The 19,280-nt window shown below is 61.8% G+C and carries 11 protein-coding genes; 5 read left to right on the top strand and 6 right to left on the bottom strand.

Going from position 1 to position 19,280, the window contains the following annotated elements; genetic code table 11:
• The first annotated feature begins 156 nt into the window (after positions 1-156).
• On the top strand, positions 157-1,395 hold the full coding sequence (locus tag HUV48_RS09095; protein WP_176267502.1) for a polyhydroxyalkanoate depolymerase: 1,239 nt from the start codon (positions 157-159) through the stop codon (positions 1,393-1,395).
• Between the two features lie 9 nt (positions 1,396-1,404).
• Here HUV48_RS09095 and HUV48_RS09090 read toward each other — a convergent pair whose 3' ends face one another.
• The 3 genes from HUV48_RS09090 to HUV48_RS09080 all read right to left on the bottom strand — a co-directional run bounded on the left by HUV48_RS09090 (position 1,405) and on the right by HUV48_RS09080 (position 3,821).
• Entirely contained in the window at positions 1,405-2,010 is a 606-nt protein-coding gene (locus HUV48_RS09090; RefSeq protein WP_176267501.1) for a DUF4126 domain-containing protein, read from the bottom strand.
• 135 nt (positions 2,011-2,145) lie between these two features.
• Entirely contained in the window at positions 2,146-3,324 is a 1,179-nt protein-coding gene (locus HUV48_RS09085) for an acetyl-CoA C-acyltransferase (protein ID WP_176267500.1), read from the bottom strand.
• A gap of 47 nt (positions 3,325-3,371) precedes the next feature.
• On the bottom strand, positions 3,372-3,821 hold the full coding sequence (locus tag HUV48_RS09080) for a MaoC family dehydratase (RefSeq protein WP_176267499.1): 450 nt from the start codon (positions 3,819-3,821) through the stop codon (positions 3,372-3,374).
• 362 nt (positions 3,822-4,183) lie between these two features.
• On the opposite strand from HUV48_RS09080, the gene HUV48_RS09075 reads away from it, so the two are divergent.
• The 3 genes from HUV48_RS09075 (at position 4,184) to HUV48_RS09065 (ending at position 11,340) form a co-directional block, all read left to right on the top strand.
• On the top strand, positions 4,184-5,023 hold the full coding sequence (locus tag HUV48_RS09075) for a hypothetical protein (RefSeq protein ID WP_176267498.1): 840 nt from the start codon (positions 4,184-4,186) through the stop codon (positions 5,021-5,023).
• Between the two features lie 207 nt (positions 5,024-5,230).
• Positions 5,231-9,883: a glutamate synthase large subunit gene (gene gltB / locus HUV48_RS09070; RefSeq protein ID WP_176267497.1), complete on the top strand. Its 4,653-nt coding sequence runs from the start codon at positions 5,231-5,233 to the stop codon at positions 9,881-9,883.
• A 20-nt stretch (positions 9,884-9,903) separates the two neighbouring features.
• Positions 9,904-11,340: a glutamate synthase subunit beta gene (locus HUV48_RS09065; RefSeq protein WP_176267496.1), complete on the top strand. Its 1,437-nt coding sequence runs from the start codon at positions 9,904-9,906 to the stop codon at positions 11,338-11,340.
• A gap of 9 nt (positions 11,341-11,349) precedes the next feature.
• On the opposite strand, the gene HUV48_RS09060 is transcribed toward HUV48_RS09065, so the two are convergent.
• Genes HUV48_RS09060 through bglX form a run of 3 tightly spaced genes read right to left on the bottom strand, consistent with a single transcriptional unit; the run spans position 11,350 to position 16,015 of the window.
• Complete coding sequence (locus HUV48_RS09060) at positions 11,350-11,952, bottom strand: SOS response-associated peptidase (protein WP_176267495.1); 603 nt, start codon at positions 11,950-11,952, stop codon at positions 11,350-11,352.
• Between the two features lie 33 nt (positions 11,953-11,985).
• Entirely contained in the window at positions 11,986-13,665 is a 1,680-nt protein-coding gene (locus HUV48_RS09055; protein ID WP_176267494.1) for a sulfatase family protein, read from the bottom strand.
• 4 nt (positions 13,666-13,669) lie between these two features.
• Positions 13,670-16,015 carry a beta-glucosidase BglX gene (bglX, locus tag HUV48_RS09050; RefSeq protein ID WP_176267493.1) on the bottom strand — a complete coding sequence of 782 codons (2,346 nt, stop codon included), beginning with the start codon at positions 16,013-16,015 and terminating at the stop codon, positions 13,670-13,672.
• Between the two features lie 199 nt (positions 16,016-16,214).
• Here bglX and HUV48_RS09045 point away from each other — a divergent pair, with 199 nt between their 5' ends.
• On the top strand, positions 16,215-19,262 hold the full coding sequence (locus HUV48_RS09045) for a TonB-dependent receptor domain-containing protein (protein WP_176267492.1): 3,048 nt from the start codon (positions 16,215-16,217) through the stop codon (positions 19,260-19,262).
• The last annotated feature ends 18 nt before the right edge of the window (positions 19,263-19,280 follow it).

Below are 19,280 nucleotides of genomic sequence, written 5' to 3'. Positions count from 1 at the left end.
GGGAAGCCACAGCTGCGTCCTTAAATGAAACCGATCTGCGATCTTGTGCGTTGCACAATGGAAGAGACGCACCAATCTGGTGTAAGCAGGGCCGGCCCCGACAGCGTCATAACCGGCGCCGCCGGGTTAAAATACGGTCCGGGAAGGTAATTCGTCTTGCTTTATCATGCACATGAGTTGCAACAATCGTTTCTGAGCAGTGCCAGCGCGTGGGCTTCCATCGGCGCGGAACTGCTGACCAATCCAGCCAATCCGGCGGCCTATTCCGGTTTCGGCCCGATGGCGGCATCCGCGCTCGATGTGTTCGCGCATGCCTCTGCGCCGCGAGGCAAGCCGGAATTCGGTATCGACAGCGTCGTAGCGGACAGCAAAGAGCAGCCGATCACCGAAAGCATCGTGCTTACACGGGATTTCGGCGACTTGCTCCGCTTTACCCATCCCGGACTGCCGAAAGACGCGCCGCGTGTCCTGATCGTCGCGCCGATGAGCGGGCACTACGCCACGCTACTGCGCGGAACGGTAGCGCGTCTCGCCGTATCGAGCGAAGTCTACATCACCGACTGGCATGACGCGAAGCGCGTGCCGACGTCTTCGGGCCGGTTCGATCTCGACGACTATATCGATTACCTGATCGAATTTCTCGAATTCGTGTCCGAGAACGGCGAGGGAGCGGGCGGCCTGCACATGGTCGCCGTCTGCCAGCCGTCGGTTCCCGCACTCGCCGCGACCGCGCTGATGAACGGCAGCGGTAACAAGGCGCGCCCCGATACGCTTACGATGATGGGCGGACCGATCGACACGCGCGAGTCGCCGACCTCGGTCAACGATCTGGCGATGGACCGCCCGCTCAGTTGGTTCCGCCAATCCGTGATCGCGACCGTGCCGATGCAATATGCCGGGTCCGGACGGCGCGTCTATCCGGGCTTCATGCAACTCGCGAGCTTCATGAGCATGAACCTCGGCAACCACATCCTCTCGCATTACGAGATGTTCAAGCACCTGACCGCAGGCGACGAGGAAAGCGCGCAGGCGACCAAGGATTTCTACGAGGAATACCGCTCCGTTTGCGACATGACGGCAGAATTCTACCTGCAGACCGTCGAAGAGGTATTCCAGAAACACTCGCTGCCTCGCGGCACCTTCAAGCACCGCGACAAGCGCGTCGATCTGGGCATGATCACCGATACCGCGATCCTAGCGGTCGAAGGCGAGCGCGACGACATTTCGGGGCTCGGCCAGACGAAGGCAGCACTGACGCTGGCGACTGGTCTGCCCGAAGAGAAGAAGCAGTATCTGATGGCCGAGGGTGCGGGTCACTACGGCATCTTCAACGGAAGCAAATGGCGCGAGAACATCGCTCCCGAGCTTGAGGCGTTCTTCAAGAAACACGCCTGAAAAGTTGGGTCAGGTCACGCCGCCTCCCCGCTTCTCGCGGCGAATGAGCGTGTAGACAAGCTTGCGCACGAACAGCGCCAGCGCGACCGTCAGCGCTAGCAGCACCGCAGCAATCCCGGCAGCGACGTAGGGGTATTCGTACACTGCGTAGAGCGCTCCGGCGCTCACGACGTCCTCTGCCATTGAAACGGCGACGTTGCTGACCGGCTCGGGACTCGCGTTCACTGCAGCGCGAGCGCCAGCCTTTCCGCCATGGGACAACAGCGCTCCGCCACCGCCTAGTATGAAAGTGATGACCTGCCAAGCCGGATCGCCTGGATCGACGATTGCCATGGCGAGCAATGCGCCGCCGACCGGGCGGATCAGCGTATGGACGCTGTCCCATAGAGAATCGAGCCACATGATTTTGTCGGCAAAGAACTCGGCTCCGGCCGCAAAAGCGGCAATGCCGATGACCCATGGGCTTGCAAGCGCATCGAGACTGGCGAGATGGTCCGGTAGCGGAATGGCGCCCAGCCGCATGGCAAGTCCGGTCGCTGCGATGCAGAGATAAAGCCGCCACCCCGCGAGCAGACTGACACTTCCCGCAATACCCAGAAGTTCGACGATGCCCATCGGGGCAGACTGCGCGCAAACGATCTCCGCGGCAAGTGACGACGCCGCGAGCCATCCCATGATCGAAACAGGAAGGGGCCGAGAACACGCCTGGTGTCCCCCGCCCCCTGTTTATGTCGGTCCTGTGCGCGAAGCTTACAGGACCTCGAACATTCCGGCCGCGCCCATGCCGCCGCCGACGCACATGGTGACGACGACGTATTTCGCGCCGCGGCGCTTGCCTTCGATCAGCGCGTGGCCGGTGCAGCGCGCACCGGTCATGCCGTAAGGGTGACCGATCGAAATCGAGCCACCATTGACGTTGAGCTTGTCGTTATCGATGCCAAGCTTGTCGCGGCAGTAGAGGACCTGCACCGCGAAGGCTTCATTCAGTTCCCACAGACCAACGTCTTCGAGCTTGATGCCGGTCCGCTCGAGCAGCTTCGGAATGGCGAAGATCGGGCCGATGCCCATTTCGTCGGGCTCGGTCCCGGCGACCGCCATGCCGACATAACGGCCGAGCGGCGACAGGCCCCGCTTTTCAGCTTCCTTGGCTTCCATGACGACACACGCGCTCGACCCGTCGGAAAGCTGCGAGGCGTTACCCGCCGTAATCGTGGTGTCGGGACCCATCACCGGCTGCAGCGAAGCGAGGCCTTCGAGCGTGGTCGACGGGCGATTGCCCTCGTCCTTGTCGATGGTGACTTCCTCGTCGGTGACTTCGCCCGTTTCCTTGTTCTTGACCTTGTGCTTGGTCGTGACGGAAACGATCTCGTCGTCGAACTTCCCCGCTTCCTGCGCAGCGGCAGTGCGCTGCTGCGACTGAAGCGCGTATTCGTCCTGATCTTCACGGCTGATGCCATAGCGCTGCGCGACCGTTTCGGCGGTCTGCAGCATCGGCATGTAGATCGCGCCGTGCATGCCCATCAGTTCTGGATCGGGCATGACGCGCATTTCAGGCGTCTGTACCATGCTGATCGATTCCTGGCCGCCGGCCGCGACGATGTTCATATTGTCGATTACGACCTGCTTTGCCGCCGTCGCGATGCTCATGAGGCCGGACGAGCACTGCCGGTCGATCGTCATGCCGCTGACCCCGATCGGGCAGCCGGCGCGCAAGGCGACCTGACGGGCAAGGTTGCCGGCCTGCGCGCCCTGCTGAAGAGCTGCGCCCCAGAGGACATCGTCCACTTCACCCGGTTCGATGCCGGCACGCTCGATAGCGGGCTTCAGCGAGTAGGCGCCGAGCGTCGCGCCCGGCGTTGAATTGAACGCGCCCTTGTAGGCTTTGCCCATGCCGGTGCGGGCGGTGGAAACGATGACTGCGTCACGCATGATGTGATCCTTCGATTGACTTTAACTGGAGTTCGGGAGAGCGGCGCTCAGACGTAAAACATGCTGATCCATTCGCAGATCAGCGCCGGCTTTTCCTCGTCCTCGATCTCGATCGTGATCTCGACCGTCTGCTGCCACTGGCCGGGGCGCTTTTCATCCATGGCGACCAGCTTCCACTGGCCGCGAATCCGCTTGCCGCTGCGCACCGGGGTGATGAAGCGGGTTTTGTTGCCGCCGTAATTCACACCCATTTTGATACCATCGGGCTTCGGAAGATCGGAATTGGCGGACAGGTAAGGGATCATCGACAAGGTGAGGAAGCCATGCGCGATGGTGCCGCCGAACGGCGTCATCTTCGCCGCTTCCTCGTTCACATGGATGAACTGGTGATCACCGGTCGCGTCCGCGAACTGGTTGATACGTTCCTGCGACATTTCGGCCCATTCGGACGTCCCGATATGCTGGCCGACCTTTTGCGCGATTTCCTGGGGGGTCATTCGCCTCTCCTAGCTGCTTGTTCTCCCGCGCTGGCAAGTCCAGGCGCGTCCTGTGATGCCCTCGTCATGGCGCATGGCGCGGTACAGTGCAATCGCCCGCTGGCTGACCTTACGGCATCGCGGCAGGCATCAACCATCCTGCGGAAACAGGTCGCGAGCGATCGCATGTTCGCGAGCGATTCGATTCGCTAGTGCGCGAAACTAGCCCATAACTTTTTCTTGCAAAACACGATTACGGGACCGTTAACTATCGTATGGTACGCGGATCGGCTAAACCTTGCGCAGCGCCTCGCCGTGCCCTCGGCAAAACCGGCGCAGCGCGTATAGATGAAGACGAGAATCGATCGGGTCGCCAGCACTACATGAAGAAGGATCAGTCTTTGATTGCGCACAGCGGCTTTTCCGCTGCCGTCGCGCTTTGGTTCGGCCTCCTTTTCGGCGGCATCGCCGCGGTGCTGCCTGCGCAAATGCTTGCTAGCACCTTCGGTCTGAGCAGGTTGACTGCCGCGCTAATCGCAGCCGCGATCGGTATCGTCACCGGCTTCATCGCGGCGCGGATCGTACGGGCAATCCGCAGGCGCTCCCTCGCCCGCTACGACTTCGTTCCTGCCAGCGAGCCGCCTCGGTGGACCCTGCGCGACGAGGAACGCGCGCGCTTGCAGGACGCCGAAGACGAGGACGATGAAGAACCGCTCTTCGCGCATTTCACGACCGATAATTTTGTCGAGGAACCCGATGAAACGGCGGAGGAGCGCGCAGAGCCGTTTGATCTGCCGGAGGCATGGGAAGAACCGGATCACGAGGCTGGTGTCGCTTCTGAGGATTACCCTTCCGAGCAGGCTATGACTGTCGATCCGGTCGTGACGAACGATGATGCCGCCGGCGAAGCGACCGAGCGTCCGACCATCGACCCCATCCTGTCGGACGTCCCGACGACCGAGGCAGAAGGCGACACGCCCAAAACCGAAGAACAAACCACCGCTCTGCTGGAAGACGAATCGCTCGCTCTCCTCGTGCAGCGGCTGGAGGAAGCGGTCGCGCGGCTTTCCGAAAGGGACGAGCGCATCCAGAATGCGGCGCGCAGCGATTCCGAGCCGGTGCCGCGTCCTCAGAATACGGGAAGTTTTGCTGCCCGGCGCGAGAGCATCGGACCATTTCGCATGCGCACCCGGACGAGGTCGCGCCGCGACAAGTCGAAGTAGGGCTTCGCGCGGTGGCGCGTAGCAGACCGATAGCGGCAACTTTATTGGCCTGAAATAATCCTATTCCCGTTGCAGTTGCGAAAATCTCTTTCTGTCGCCAAAGGGAAGTCTTACGACATTTTGAGCAGCGCCTGACGGACCTTATCGGCATGAAGTTGCCGGACAAAGGGCTCGGCAGGTGTGCGCAGTGCATCGGAAGGAATTGGAATGGGCCTACCCCCCGCCACCGGACTGTACGATCCAGCCAACGAACACGACGCGTGCGGCGTGGGCTTCATCGCGCATATCAAGGGCGAGGCCAGCCATTTCGTCGTTTCGCAGGCACTCGAGATACTTGCCAATATCGATCACCGCGGCGCGGTCGGCGCGGACCCGCTGCTCGGCGACGGTGCGGGTATCCTGCTGCAGGTTCCGGACCCCCTCTTTCGCAAATGGGCCGCTGCCGAAGGGCATGATCTCCCCCAACCGGGTCGCTACGCCGTGGCCATGTGCTTCATGCCGCAGGACGAAGCGGCCCGCGAGTTCCTGACCGACCAGCTCGAGAAGTTCATCGAGAAGGAAGGACAGCGCGTCGTCGGCTGGCGCGATGTGCCGGTCACGCTCGACGGTTTGGGCAAGGCGGTCATCGAATCCAAGCCGGTCATCCGGCAGTGCATCGTCGCGCGCGGCGATAACTGCGCGGATCGGGACGCGTTCGAGCGCAAGCTGATCGTCATCCGCAAGCAGACGCTGAACCCGCTCGCCAAGCTGGCCGTGAAGCACGACCTGCCGGGACTGGTGCAGACGTATATCCCGAGCTTTTCCAGCCGCACGATCGTTTACAAGGGACTGTTGCTCGCAAACCAGGTCGGCAGTTTCTACGACGACTTGCGCGATCCTGATTGTGTCTCCGCCCTAGGCCTCGTCCACCAGCGTTTCAGCACCAACACCTTTCCCAGCTGGCGGCTTGCCCACCCCTACCGCTTCATGGCGCATAACGGGGAGATCAACACGGTTCGCGGCAATGTGAACTGGATGAACGCGCGGCGCCGCACGATGGAAAGCGACCTGCTCGGGTCCGACCTCGACAAGATGTGGCCGCTGATCCCGCATGGCCAGTCGGACACCGCGTGTCTCGACAACGCATTGGAACTGCTGCTGGCAGGCGGTTACAGCCTCGCTCATGCCATGATGATGCTGATCCCCGAGGCGTGGGCAAAGAACGCACTTATGGATCCGGGCAGGCGCGCCTTCTACGAATATCACGCAGCTTTGATGGAGCCGTGGGACGGGCCAGCGGCGGTTGCGTTCACCGACGGCCGGCAGATCGGCGCGACGCTCGACCGCAATGGCCTGAGGCCGGCGCGTTTCTGCACGACCAAGGACGACTTCATCCTCCTTGCTTCGGAAAGCGGAGTGCTGCCGTTCGCGGAAGAGGACATCACGCGCAAGTGGCGCTTGCAGCCCGGCAAGATGTTGCTCATCGACCTCGAAGAAGGCCGCATCATCGAGGACGAGGAGCTGAAAGCGAACCTTGCCGCCGACGAGCCCTATGCGGAATGGCTCGAACAGGCGCAGTACAAGCTCGAAGATCTCGACCATATCGAGCCCGAACTGTCCGAGACACTCGAAGGCGAAACAGATTTGCTCGAACGCCAGCAGGCCTTCGGCTACACGCAGGAAGACATCTCCCGCTTCCTCGAACCGATGGCGCAGCGCGGCGACGATCCCATCGGTTCGATGGGTACGGACACGCCGCTTGCCGTGTTGTCTTCAAGGTCGCGGCTGCTTTACGACTATTTCAAGCAGAACTTCGCGCAGGTGACCAACCCGCCGATCGACCCGATCCGCGAAGAACTGGTCATGAGCCTCCTGTCGATGGTCGGTCCGCGCCCGAACCTGCTCGGCCATGATGCCGGCACGCACAAGCGGCTTGAAGTCAGCCAGCCGATCCTCACTAACGATGCCCTCGCAAAGATCCGCAGCGTGGAAGCGGCGCTCGACGGTGCGTTCCGTACCGAGACGATCGACATCACCTGGGACGCCGCGAGCGGTGCGGACGGGCTCGCGATGGCGATCAAGGAAATGTGCTGGGCCGCAACCGAGGCGGTGCTGCAGGATCACAACATCCTCGTCCTGTCCGACCGGCTGCAAGGGCCCGACCGCATTCCGATGCCCGCAGTTCTCGCGACCTCGGCGGTGCATCATCACCTCGTGCGGCAGGGTCTGAGAATGCAGACGGGCCTCGTTGTGGAAACCGGCGAAGCGCGCGAAGTGCATCATTTCTGCGTACTGGCAGGCTATGGCGCGGAAGCGATCAACCCCTACCTCGCCTTCCAGACGCTCGAAGACATCCGCGCCCGCAAGTTCCCCGAGCTCTCGAGCGACGAGGTGCAGGCCAACTACGTCAAGGCGATCGGTAAAGGCATTCTGAAGGTCATGTCCAAGATGGGCATCTCGACCTACCAGTCCTACTGCGGTGCGCAGATCTTCGACGCGGTCGGCCTGTCGAGCAAGTTCATCGAGGATTACTTCTCCGGCACGGCGACGACCATCGAAGGCATTGGCCTGAAGGAAGTGGCCGAGGAAGCGGTGCGCCGTCACGGGCAGGCTTACGGCGACAACCCGCTCTACAAGGGTATGCTCGATGTCGGCGGCATCTACCAATTCCGCCTGCGCGGCGAGGACCATGTCTGGACGCCGAGCAACGTCGCGAACCTGCAGCACGCCGTGCGCGGCGGCATGAACGAGAGCGGCCACAAGAATTACGAGGAATTCGCGAAAAGCGTGAACGAGCAGTCGGAACGGCTACTCACCATCCGCGGCCTGATGGACTTCAAGCGCGCGGACCAGCCGATCCCCTTGGACGAAGTGGAACCGGCTGCGGAAATCGTGAAACGTTTCTCGACCGGCGCAATGAGCTACGGCTCGATCAGCCGCGAGGCGCACACGACGCTGGCGATCGCAATGAACCGCATCGGTGGACGCTCCAACACCGGCGAAGGCGGCGAGGAAACGGACCGCTTCACGCCGATGCCTAACGGCGATTCCATGCGCAGCCGGATCAAGCAGGTCGCTTCGGGCCGGTTCGGCGTGACGACCGAATACCTCGTCAATTCGGACGACATCCAGATCAAGATGGCGCAGGGTGCGAAGCCCGGCGAAGGCGGTCAGCTACCGGGTCACAAGGTCGACAAGGTGATCGGCGCGGTGCGCCACGCGACGCCGGGCGTGGGCCTGATCTCGCCGCCGCCGCACCACGATATCTATTCGATTGAGGATCTTGCGCAGCTGATCCACGATCTGAAAAACGTGCAGCCCAAGGCGCGGATTTCGGTGAAGCTCGTATCCGAAGTCGGCGTCGGCACGGTCGCTGCCGGCGTATCGAAGGCAAGGGCGGATCACGTTACGATTTCGGGTTACGAAGGCGGAACCGGCGCATCGCCGCTGACCAGCCTGACCCATGCGGGCAGCCCGTGGGAGATCGGCCTTGCTGAAACGCAGCAGACACTGCTCCTCAACGACCTACGCAGCCGAATCGCGGTTCAAGTCGACGGCGGCCTTCGCACCGGGCGCGACGTCGCCATCGGCGCATTGCTGGGCGCCGACGAGTTCGGCTTCGCGACCGCTCCGCTGATCGCAGCGGGGTGCATCATGATGAGGAAGTGCCACCTCAACACCTGCCCGGTCGGCGTGGCGACGCAGGATCCCGAACTGCGCAAGCGCTTCACCGGCGAGCCCGAGCACGTCATCAACTACTTCTTCTACGTGGCCGAGGAATTGCGGGCGATCATGGCGGAGATGGGCATTCGCACCATCGACGAAATGGTCGGGCGCGTGGACTTGCTCGATATGAGCCGCGTCCACCGGCACTGGAAAGCCGACGGCGTGGACCTCTCCCGCCTGCTCGACCGCCACGCGAGCGAGGGGCGCGAGACGCTGCGCCATACGCAGGAACAGCACCACGGTCTGGAAGGGGCGCTCGACAAGGAGCTTATCGAACGCTGCGCACCGGCGCTGGAGAAGGGCGAGGCAGTGCAGTTGGATCTGCCGATCCGCAACGTCAACCGCACGGTCGGTGCGATGCTGTCCGGCCGGATCGCCGAGAAATTTGGTCACGGCGGCCTGCCTACCGATACGATCCGCATAAACTTCACCGGTGTTGCCGGGCAAAGCTTCGGCGCGTGGCTCGCACACGGCGTCACGCTCGACCTCGCAGGCGATGCCAACGACTATGTCGGCAAGGGCCTGTCGGGCGGCCGAATCATCGTGCACCAACCCGAGGCCTCCAGCCTGGAGCCGACCGAGAACATCATCGCTGGCAACACCGTGCTCTACGGGGCCATCTCCGGCGAAGCCTATTTCGAAGGCGTGGCAGGCGAGCGGTTCGCGGTGCGCAACTCGGGCGCGGTCGCCGTCGTGGAAGGCACGGGCGACCACGCCTGCGAATACATGACCGGCGGTGTCGTCTGCGTGCTTGGCAAGACAGGGCGCAATTTCGCGGCGGGAATGAGCGGCGGCGTGGCCTATGTCTACGATCCGGCCGGCGACTTCGCGAAGCTGTGCAACACGGCGCAGGTCGATCTCGAACCGGTCTCTAATGAGCGTGACGAGGACGAGGGCACGGGCCGGCCGCAGCAGCGCGCCATCTCGGTCGACAACCTCGGCATGGGCGACATGCTGCGCCACGATGCGGAGCGGCTCAAGATCCTGATCGAACGGCACAAGCTCCATACCGGAAGCAGGCGCGCCTCCGACCTGCTGGCGGACTGGGAAACCGGTCTCGGCAAGTTCGTGAAAGTAATGCCACGCGATTACGCTCGCGCGCTCAAGGCGCTCGAGGACGAGCGCGAAGAAGCCGCCAGCGTCGCGGCCGAATGATTTATCGAAGGTAACTGCAAGTGGGCAAGGAAACAGGTTTTCTCGAATTCGACCGGCGCGAGCGCGACTACATCGCGCCCGAAGAACGGCTGAAGCACTACAAGGAGTTCATCCACACCCCGGACGAGCCCGTCCTCAAGGAACAGGCCGCGCGGTGCATGAACTGCGGCATCCCCTACTGTCACAACGGCTGTCCGGTGAACAATATCATCCCGGACTGGAACCACCTCGTCTACGAAGGCGACTGGAAGAACGCGCTCGACATTCTCCATTCGACCAACAACTTCCCCGAATTCACCGGTCGCATCTGCCCCGCCCCGTGCGAGGCAGCCTGCACGCTCAACATCGTCGATTCCCCGGTCACTATCAAAAGTATTGAGGCCGCCATCATCGACCGCGGGTGGCAAGAAGGCTGGGTAAAGCCGCAGATACCCGCGCAGAACACCGGCAAGTCGATCGCCGTCATCGGCTCGGGCCCCGCTGGCCTCGCCTGTGCCCAGCAGCTCGCACGCGCCGGACATGCCGTCACCGTGTTCGAAAAGAACGACCGCATCGGCGGCCTGCTTCGCTACGGCATTCCCGATTTCAAGATGGAAAAGCACCTCATCAACCGGCGCGCGGTCCAGATGGAGCAGGAAGGCGTGACCTTCAAGACGAGCGCCGAAGTGGGCGTCGATGTCTCCTTCGCCGCGCTCAAGGACAATTTCGACGCGATCGTCCTGTCGGGCGGCGCCGAGGAAGCGCGCGGGCTCGATATTCCGGGGGCAGAGCTTTCCGGCGTCAGGCTCGCGATGGAATTCCTGACCCAGCAGAACAAACGTAATGCGGGTGACGACGAAGTGCGCGCCGCCCCGCGCGGCACCCTGACGGCGACGGGCAAGAATGTAATCGTGATCGGCGGGGGCGACACCGGCTCCGACTGTGTCGGCACGTCGAACCGGCAGGGTGCGAAAAGCGTTACGCAGCTCGAGATCATGCCCAAACCGCCCGAAAAGGAAGACAAGGCGCTGACCTGGCCGCACTGGCCAATGAAGCTGCGCACCTCTTCAAGCCATGAGGAAGGCGCGAACCGCGACTGGGCGGTGCTCGCAAAGCGCGTGGTCGGCGAAGGCGGCGATGTCGCGGGGCTCGAATGCGTGCGGGTCGAGTGGAGAGACCGGCAGATGCAGGAAATCGAGGGAAGCGAGTTCACCCTACCCGCAGACCTGATCCTGCTCGCGATGGGCTTTACCGGTCCGACCAAACGCGGCCTGCTCGAACGCGCAGGCGTGGCCATGTCCGAACGCGGCAATGTCGAGGCGGACACCGACGCTTACGCAACGAGCGAGTCGGGCGTCTACGCCTGCGGCGACATGCGGCGCGGCCAGAGCCTCGTCGTCTGGGCGATCCGCGAAGGCCGCCAGTGCGCGCGCAGTGTGGATCTGGCGCTGATGGGGAAGACCGAGCTGCCGCGCTAAACGCGTAGGTCAGGCTACCCAGGGCGTAGCCGTGCGATCGATTGCGAGCGGCCCGGCGTAGGGTGTGCAGAGCGCGTAGGCAGCCTCGGCGCTGCCTTCCGTCCATATCTGGCGCTGGTCTTCTGTGAGGACGACCGGCATGCGCGAATGGACCTCGGCCGCATCGCCGGCGCTGTCGGTCATTACCATCGAGTAGCACGAACCCCACTCGCTGGTGTCCCGCCAGATACCCGCCACGCTGAACAGTTCGGCATTCGGAAGCGACATCCAGGTGCGCGTCTTCCCGCCCTTCGGCCCCTCCGCCTCGGCCCACGCAGATAACGGAATGAGGCAGCGCCGTTCCTCGAAACTGTAGCGCCACATATAGCTGCCAAGCTTGTCGCTGCGCGTATTGTTGACCGGCTTCGGCTTCAGCGGTTTGCCGGTCACCTTGCTCGTAAGCTGGAGCGGAAAGCCCCAGGTCATTTGCCTCAAGCGGCCACCGGCGATGACGACCCCCGGATAACCGGGAAACACCTCCGCACCAAAATTCGCTCCGCCGAGTTCGTTGACCGCCCCGAACCAGCGCGCGACCTCGTCGGCCGAATTGGTCATGCGGTAAAGATTGCACATAGGCGAGCGAGTTGCGCTTGCTGGCGCCCGAGGTCAATGCGCGTGGTGACCGGCTCCTGCCGCGGCGTCCGCATCGCGCCTACCTTTTGCTTGCGCGGAGGCCAGCGACAGGGGTGCGGTTACTGCAGGGCCGTCGTTGTCCTGATACTTTGCCCGCAATCCCTTTAGCGCCTGTTTCAGTTCGCGGACCTTTCCCTGCACCGCCGGATCGTCGAACCGGTTGTGCATTTCGTCCGGATCGGTGGCGAGGTCGTAGAACTCCCAAGCGTCGATATCGCCGTAGAAGCGCATCAGCTTGTAGCGGCCCGACTTGACGCCGTAGTGCGCGCGGACCGAGTGGAAGCCGGGATATTCGTAGTAGTGGTAGTAGATGTCCTCGCGCCAATCCGCGGGCGGCTCACCGTCGACTACCGGGCGAAGCGAGCGCCCCTGGATGCTTTGGCGGATCGGCAGCCCGGCGTAGTCGAGGAAGGTCGGCGCATAATCGACGTTCTGCACCGGCGCCTCGACACGGGTTCCCGCGGGGATGTGCCCCGGATACTGCATGACCAGCGGGGTCCTTAGCGATTGCTCGTACATGAAGCGTTTGTCGAACCAGCCGTGCTCACCGAGGTAGAACCCTTGGTCTGAGGTATAGACGACGATGGTGTTGTCCATTTCGCCCGAAGCCTTGAGCCAGTCGAGCACGCGGCCCACGCTATCGTCGACAGCCGCAACAGTACCAAGATACTGCTCCATGTAGCGCTGGTACTTCCATAGCGCCAATTCGCGCTCGTCGAGGTTGGCGGCGTTCAGTGCGTCGTTGTCCGCCTGCAGCGCCGCATCCCACGCCGCGCGCTGTTCTTCGGTCATGCGAGCGAAATCGTTCGGCCAGCGGTCGAAGCGAAGTTCGCTGCTGCCAACCTCTTCGGTCATTTTGAGATCGTGCCCTTCATACGCATCGCGGTAGATGTTCATCTCTTGCGCCGCGGCGGCGGGCCGGCCGTCGTAATGATCGAAGTAATTGGTCGGGACGGGAAAGTCGGTTTGCAGATAGGTCTGCAGATGCCTGATGGCCGGCATGAAATTGCGGTGCGGTGCCTTGTGGTGGATCAGCAGGGCGAACGGCTGTTCGCTGTCCGTCCGCTCGCTCAGCCAGTCGAGGCTCATGTCGGTCACGATATCGGTCGCGTAGCCTTCGACCACGCTCTTGCCGTTCGGCGTGATGATGTCGGGATTGTAGTACTTGCCCTGATCGTCGAGCACCGCCCATTCGCCAATGCCCGCACCCTCCGGCGAATAATTGAGATGCCACTTGCCGAACAGCGCGGTCTGGTAGCCGGAATTGCCAAGTTCGCGCACCCAGTTCCACATCGAATTGTCGAACCGCTGACCGTTCTGCGTGAATCCATGCATATGGCTGAACTGGCCGGTGAGCATGGTTGCCCGGCTCGGCCCGCAGAGCGAATTGGTGACGTAGCTGTTCTCGAACAACGCACCGTTCCGGGCGATCCGGTCGATGTTCGGCGTCGGTGCAAGCCTGCCGATTTCCGTGCCGTAGGCCGAGATCGCAGTCTGCGCATGATCGTCCGACATGATGAAGATGATGTTCGGACGCCGCTCTTCGGCCGAAGCAACGCGCTGTGCTTGCGGAGTGCTTCCCGGCGCGGTGCTGGCGCACCCCGCGGTCAGCGTTCCGATCGTCAGGGCGAATGCGGCGGCGATCCGGTGCATGCGTCTACTCCGTCAGGTTGAACGTAACGGGCGCGCTTGCCTCAAGCCCCGAAGACGGAGCGATCCAGAGATTGAATTCACCCGGTTCCCAGCCGTGCGACATGTCGGCGCGAGTGAAAGCCAGATCTTTCGGCTCGATGCGGAAGCTGACCGTCCGGCTCTCGCCGGGCTGGAGGATGACTTTCTCGAAGCCCTTCAATTCCTGTACCGGGCGGGTCACCGAGCCAACCAGGTCGCGAACGTACATCTGTACAACTTCCGCGCCCGCGCGGTCCCCGGTATTCGTGATTGTCGCGCTTGCAGTAAGCGAGCCATTCGCGCTCAGCGTAGGATTGCTGAGCGTGACCGGCGAGTAGCTGAAGTTGGTATAGCTGAGGCCGTAACCGAACCGGTAGAGCGGATCGTTCGGCGTGTTGAGATAGCGCGACAGATACTTCTGCTGCGGGTTGTCGGCCGAGTAGGGGCGGCCCGTGTTCTTCATATCGTAATGCAGCGGCTCCTGCCCCACGGTAAGCGGGAAGGTGACGGGCAGCTTGCCCGAGGGGTTGTAATCGCCGAACAGCACGTCGGCGACCGCGTGACCGCCCATCGTGCCGGGATACCATGCGTGGAGGATCGCCTCGACATTGTCGTCAGCCCATCCGATCGAATTGGGGCGGCCACTCAATACGACAAGCACCACCGGCTTTCCGGTCGCGACCAGCCGTTCGAGAAGCGCCTGCTGGTTGCCGGGCAGGTCGAGCGCCGTGCGGCTGGCCGCTTCGCCGGTCATGTCCCACTTTTCGCCCATGACGGCGACGACGACGTCCGCCTGTTCCGCCGCGGCGACAGCTTCGGCAAAACCGTCCGTGCTGCCCGAAGACGCGAACTCGTAACTGGCACCCTTGACGTAATTGATGCGTGTTCCCTCGCCTGCGCGCTGCCGCATTCCCTCAAGGATCGTGACGGGCCGCGTTTGCCGGTCGCCCGCGGCTGCCCAACTGCCGATCATATCCGCCTTGCTGTCCGCCAGCGGGCCGATGAGGGCGATATTCTTGGCCCCGGCAACAAGCGGCAGGGTGTTGCCTTCGTTCTTAAGCAGCACCATCGACTTGCGCGCAACGTCGCGGGCAGCTTCCAGAAATTCCGGCTTGTAGAGCGTCGCGTCCTGCCGTGCATTGTCGGAATAACGATAGGGATCTTCGAACAGGCCGAGGCGGTATTTCATCTCGAGGATGCGGCGAACGGCCTGGTCGATGTCGGCTTGGCTTGCGGTTCCCGCGTCGATGGATTGCTTGAGGTGCTCCATGAACACCGCGCCCTGCATGTCCATGTCGACGCCGGCGTTGAGAGCCTGCTCGCCCGCTTGCTGAAGATCGCGCGAATAACCATGCGGGATCATCTCGTTGATGGAAGTGTAATCGGTTACGACGAAGCCGTCGAAGCCCCATTGGTCGCGCAGCACGTCGGTCAGCAGATAGCGGCTACCGCTTGCCGGAACGCCATTGTATTCATTGAACGACGTCATGAACGTTGCCACGCCCTCGTCGACCGCAGCCTTGAACGGCGGCAAATAGACGTCGCGCAAAGTGCGCTCCGAAATATCAACGGTATGATAGTCGCGCCCGGCCTGCGCAGCGCCATAAGCGGCGAAGTGCTTCGCCGTGGCGAGAACGGTGTCGACCGCGCCGAGGTCGTCGCCCTGGTAGCCGCGGACCCGCGCCCGCGCGACTTGGCTGCCTAGGTAGACATCCTCGCCCGCACCTTCGGAAATGCGGCCCCAGCGCGCATCGCGGGCAATGTCGACCATGGGCGAGAAGGTCCAGTGAATGCCTTCGGACGAAGCCTCCGCAGCGGAAACCCGTGCGGACCGCTCGATCGCGTCCATGTCCCAGCTCGCGGCCTCGCCGAGCGAGATCGGGAAGATCGTACGGTGCCCGTGGATTACGTCATAACCGAACAGCAACGGTATCTTGAGGCGCGTTCCCTCGACCGCGAGTTCCTGCAACTGGCGTGTGTAGTCGGCGGTATACGCGTTGAAAATCGATCCCACCCGTCCGGCGCGGATATCGGCCTGATACGTGTCGCGCATGGTGGGACCGGTCGATTCCCAGTCACTCGTCAGAAGCGTAAGCTGGCCGATCTTTTCCTGCAGCGTCATCTGACCCATCAGGTCGTCGATGAACGCATTCATTTCCGGATCGGTTGCAGCCCAGTCCGGCTGTGCTGTCTCGACCGGCACAGTTCCTACCGCGGTCGGCTGCGACTGCGCTGCGATTTCGCGCGGCGGCGCGCCCGCCTCGACGGTAGCGCAAGCGGACAGGGCCAGCGCAGCACAACCTAGTGACAATTTTAGCACATATCCGCGCATGATTCTCTCCCGTAGCCCGAAAATTTTGCGAGTTTCGCGTTGTTTTAGCGCGATTCCGCGCCCCTGTCGCGAAGCTATACAGCTATTATGAAACCGGTTACAAGAGCCGAGTAACCATTCTGATTCGTAACGATCGGCCAAAACCGACGTGCGGATCCCCGGCGCTGCAGGGGCGGCTCCGGTTAGCAGGAGGAACCTAATGAAGGCATCTACACGCTCCCGTTCGCTGCGCAGCGCCACGCTTCGCAAATTCGCCGCAGCACTTGCTGTAGGCACCTGCACCGGCGTAATCGCGATCGCCTCCGCTCCAGCGGCGCACGCGCAGGAGTCGAATGCGTCGCTGCGCGGTACTATTACCGGCGGTGCGACGGAAATCACGGCTGTGCGAGTCGACCGTGACACGCGGCGTACAGTTACGATTTCGCCGAACGGTCGCTATAACTTCGCTTCGCTTGCGCCGGGTCAGTACCGCCTCGAAGTAACGACCGCGAACGGCGTTTTGACGACCGACGTTTTCGATCTTTCGGTAGCGCAGGATGCTTCGCTCGATTTCGACGTGAGCGAACTCGTACCCTTGCAAGACCCCGAAGTTGCGATTGACACGCCGGCGGATGGCGAAAACGTCATCCTAGTGACCGGCGAGCGCATCCGGACCCTGGAAGGCGGCGAGGTCGGCATCGATATCTCGCAGCGTCTGATCGAGCAGATTCCGCAGACGAACCGCAATTTCCTCGCTTTTGCCGATCTCGCTCCGGGCGTGCAGTTTGTCGATAGTTTCGGAGGCGATCGCCGCCTGCAGGGCGGTGCTCAGACTAGCAACTCGGTCAATGTCTTCATCGACGGTATCGGTCAAAAGGATTACGTGCTGCGCGGCGGCGTCACCGGTCAAGATTCCACAGTCGGCAATCCTTTTCCGCAGGCGGCGATCGGCGAGTACCGGGTGATTAGTTCGAACTACAAGGCGGAGTTCGATCAAGTCGGCTCGGTCGCCATTACCGCCATCACCAAGTCAGGAACGAACGAGTTTCGCGGCTCCGGCTTCGTGGACTTCACCAATCAAGATTTGCGCGCTGCGCGCCCGATCGAAATCTTCGGGACCAATCCGAGCGGGAAAACTGAGAGCAAGGACCTGCAGTACGGCGGGACGCTCGGCGGTCCGATCATTCCCGACAAACTGTTCTTCTTTGCCACCTACGAAGGCAAAGAGATCATCACGCCGCGCGACGTGACGCCGGGCCTCGACCTTGCGCCGAGCTATTTTCCGAGCGAATATCAGGGGCTTTTCGGCTCTGCGAGCGAAATCTTCAACGAGAACCTCTACTTCGGCAAAATCGATTTTACGCCGAATATGTCGGACCTATTCCAGTTTTCGGTCAAGTATCGGGATGAAGACGGCGAAGATTTCGGCAGCGGAAACGCCGCGTACAGCACGCGGACGGTTACCAGCGTCAAGGAATGGCGCGGCTTGGCCCGGTGGGAGCATACTGCGGACAACTTCATCAACGACCTGAAGCTGTCGTATGAAGACGTTACATGGAACCCTCGGCCTTTCGTTTTCGAACCGCGTAACATCTACCGCGCGGAACTATTCGAAGACGGGGTGCGGCGTGAAGGTACAATTCTGCAGACGGGTGGTAGCCGCAACTTTCAGGACAAGGGTCAGGACGGATTCCAGATTTCGAACGACTTTACCTGGATCGGCTTCGATCGCCACACAATCAAGGCCGGCGTGAAGGCTAAATGGGTTACGCTCAATTCGATCCAGCAGAACAGCTTCAACCCACAGTATGTGTATAATGTCTCGTATAATCCGGACGGCCCGCTCAACAGCGGTCCGTTCAACGATGACATTCCGTACGAGGTCAATTTCAGCGCCGTCGTGCCCGGCGATGACGTATCGCTTAATTCCGAGACGTTTCAGTTCGGTGCCTACATTCAGGACGACTGGGATGTCACCGAACGGCTCACATTGAACCTCGGTGTTCGCTGGGATTTCGAGCGTACACCCGATTTCCTTGACTACGTGGCCGACCCCGACCGTGTTGCCGCGGTGCAGCCGGATAATTATCCTAACCTCGTCAACGCCAATTACGACATCAACGACTACATCTCGACCGGGACCGAGCGCGAGGTATTCTACGGAGCAATCCAGCCGCGCATCGGCTTCTCCTACTGGCTCGACCCAGACGGGCAGTTCGTGCTGTTCGGCGGTTACGGTCGGTCCTATGACCGCAACCAATTCGACTTCATCCAGCAGGAGCTGGTTCAGGGCGCTTCGTTCGGCCGCACGTTCCGGTTTCAGAATGCGGGCGACCCGCGCGGCGAATGTACGCTTAGCGCAACCTGTGTTCCCTTCGATCCGATCTATCTGACTGAAGAAGGCCGCAACCAGCTTATTGCAAACGCTCCTCCGGGGGCTGGCGGCGAACTGCGCTTTATTAATAACGATCTGAAACTTCCCTACTCCGACCAGTTCAGTCTTGGCGTGCGTAGCACCTTCGATTTGCTGAACGTTGAAGTGGGCTACCGCCACATCGCCAGCCGCGACGGGTTCGGATATTTGCTCGGCAACCGGCGTCCGAACGGCGATTTCTTCCCTGAAACCGGAAATGCCAGTTCGCCTTTCGGAAATCCGCCAAGTCCGTACGGCTCGATCCTGATCGGAACTAACGGGATCAACACTGATCTCGACTCGGGCTATCTCAAGCTGAACAAGCGGTACACCCGAACCTCGCCGTGGTCGTTCGACGCGACCTACACCTTCACGCTTGCTGAAGAAAACCGGCGGTTCGGCGAATACTTCTCGCTCGATTTCCCATCGTTCGAAGACTATCCGGTCATCCGGTCGGCTGGGGTTCGCAAGCATCGCATCGTGATGGCTGCCACCGCAGACTTGCCGCTGGACTTCACGATGGGTGCGAAGCTGCAATATTCCTCGCCGCCTTACCTCCAGTCGTTTACTTCGACGGTTGGCGATCCCAACTCTCGCGATATCATAGCCGTCGAGCGAGACGGGCTCGGCGATCTTTGGGGCTTCCGTCAGTTCGACCTGTCGCTGACCAAGTACATCGATCTGGGTCTGATCAATGACGAAAACCGGTTTTGGGTACGTGCGGACGTCATCAACGTCTTCAACGACAGGAATTACAATAGCTTCAGTTCACTGACCGGCGAACGGAACCGGTTCGGGTACGGCACCGACGGCTTCCCCCGTTTGCTGAAAGTTTCCGCTGGCTTCGAGTTTTAAATAGTCGAGGCCTTCGGG

This window comes from Qipengyuania atrilutea, from assembly GCF_013370205.1.
Classification (GTDB): Bacteria; Pseudomonadota; Alphaproteobacteria; order Sphingomonadales; family Sphingomonadaceae; genus Actirhodobacter; species Actirhodobacter atriluteus.
Note: the sequence above shows the minus strand (reverse complement) of the source record. Positions and strands in the feature narration are given on the sequence as shown.

Coding starts and splice junctions, on each gene's coding strand:
- HUV48_RS09085 (WP_176267500.1), bottom strand. CDS start 3,324: ATGCGTGACGCAGTCATCGTTTCCACCGCCCGCACCGGCATGGGCAAA.
- HUV48_RS09045 (WP_176267492.1), top strand. CDS start 16,215: ATGAAGGCATCTACACGCTCCCGTTCGCTGCGCAGCGCCACGCTTCGC.
- HUV48_RS09075 (WP_176267498.1), top strand. CDS start 4,184: ATGAAGAAGGATCAGTCTTTGATTGCGCACAGCGGCTTTTCCGCTGCC.
- HUV48_RS09060 (WP_176267495.1), bottom strand. CDS start 11,952: ATGTGCAATCTTTACCGCATGACCAATTCGGCCGACGAGGTCGCGCGC.
- gltB (WP_176267497.1), top strand. CDS start 5,231: ATGGGCCTACCCCCCGCCACCGGACTGTACGATCCAGCCAACGAACAC.
- HUV48_RS09090 (WP_176267501.1), bottom strand. CDS start 2,010: ATGGGCATCGTCGAACTTCTGGGTATTGCGGGAAGTGTCAGTCTGCTC.
- HUV48_RS09055 (WP_176267494.1), bottom strand. CDS start 13,665: ATGCACCGGATCGCCGCCGCATTCGCCCTGACGATCGGAACGCTGACC.
- bglX (WP_176267493.1), bottom strand. CDS start 16,015: ATGCGCGGATATGTGCTAAAATTGTCACTAGGTTGTGCTGCGCTGGCC.
- HUV48_RS09080 (WP_176267499.1), bottom strand. CDS start 3,821: ATGACCCCCCAGGAAATCGCGCAAAAGGTCGGCCAGCATATCGGGACG.